The organism is Robertmurraya sp. DFI.2.37 (assembly GCF_029211245.1).
GTDB lineage: Bacteria > Bacillota > Bacilli > Bacillales > Cytobacillaceae > Robertmurraya > Robertmurraya methanolica_A.
Map to the genome: position 1 here is coordinate 1 of NZ_JARGEJ010000132.1, position 1472 is coordinate 1472.

General features: G+C 36.3%; 1 protein-coding gene. It reads left to right on the forward strand.

What is annotated here, in order from left to right; all coding sequences use genetic code 11:
- Positions 1-104 precede the first annotated feature (104 nt).
- Entirely contained in the window at positions 105-1433 is a 1329-nt protein-coding gene (locus PZE06_RS25705) for an IS3 family transposase (RefSeq protein ID WP_275792091.1), read from the forward strand.
- Positions 1434-1472: the final 39 nt, after the last annotated feature.

Here is a 1472-nt window from a genome sequence, read left to right on the forward strand (position 1 = left end):
TTAATATGGTACCTGTAGTTAAGACACTCAAAAAAAGAGTGTTTTATCTACAGGTATTTTTTAATATACTTGAATTTCAAGATATGGGGATTAGGTGAGACAACATGAGTAAGATTACATTTTCAGCTAAAGAGATTAAAGCACTACAACAGAATCCAAATGTTCAACGTGTTAGTGAAAAAGCTATTACATATACTGACACCTTTAAAAATAGATTTATGGATGAGTATCTGTCCGGCAAACTTCCGCGTCAAATTTTTATGGAGAACGGCTTCGATATTGAGATTATAGGGCAAAGTAGAATAGAACAAGCTGCTTGTAGGTGGAAGAGGGCATATGAAAAGAATGGATTAATCGGTCTTACAGATTCAAGGAAAGTAAGTTCGGGCAGACCATTAAAACGAGAGCTAACCCCTTCTGAGGTGATCGAGAGACAGGAAGCAAGAATTAAGCTACTCGAGGGGCAGGTAGAGCTATTAAAAAAGCTAGAAGTGACAGAAAGGAGGCTGCTAAACGCAAGAGAAAATCTAGAACCGAGTAAAGTATATCAGTTGATTTATGAGACCATTGACAAGAATCGTTTTAAAGGAATGACCTCGTATTTTTGTCAGCTATTAGATGTATCCCGTTCGGGCTATTATAGCTACTTAAAGGCATCCAGCAGCCGAGAAGCAAGAGAACGATTAGACCAAGAGGCAAAAAAGATTATATTAAAGGCATTTAATCATCGAGGATATAAGAAAGGGTCACGTTCTATAAAAATGATACTAGAAAAGGACTATGGTATTATCTATAGTCGTAAAAAGATACAGAGAATCATGAGGAAATATGGCATTGTCTGCCCACATAGAAGACCGAATCCTTATAAAAAGATTGCTAAAGCAACTAAGGAGCATCAGGTCGTTCCAAATAAATTAAACAGAGAGTTCAAGCAAGGCGTTCCAGGAAAAGTATTATTAACGGATATTACTTATTTGCCATATAACGGGAATTGTATGGCTTATTTGTCGACCGTAAAAGATGCCTCCACTAACGAAATCTTAGCTTATCATGTTTCCGATCGGGTTACTTTAGACATCGCAACTAAGACTATACAGAAATTAATGAACAACAAGAAAGTGACTCTACATCCAGAAGCCTTCATCCATTCCGATCAAGGAAGTCATTACACTAGTCCAAGATATCAAAAGTTATTAAATAAGTATGGTCTTGGACAATCTATGTCTCGCAGAGGAAACTGTTGGGATAATGCTCCTCAAGAGTCATTCTTTGGGCATCTAAAAGATGATGTTGATTATAAATCGGCTAAAACGTTGAAAGAATTGAAGGCAAAAATAAATCATTATATGGTTTACTATAACAATTATCGATATCAGTGGAATCTAAAAAAGATGACCCCTATCCAATATAGGAATCACCTTCTAGTTGCTTAAGCTCTTTTCTATAGTGTCCTTGACATAGGTGCCAGTTTA

Bases quoted from the DNA above. Each gene is read 5' to 3' on its own strand.
- PZE06_RS25705 (WP_275792091.1), top strand. From the start codon at position 105: ATGAGTAAGATTACATTTTCAGCTAAAGAGATTAAAGCACTACAACAG.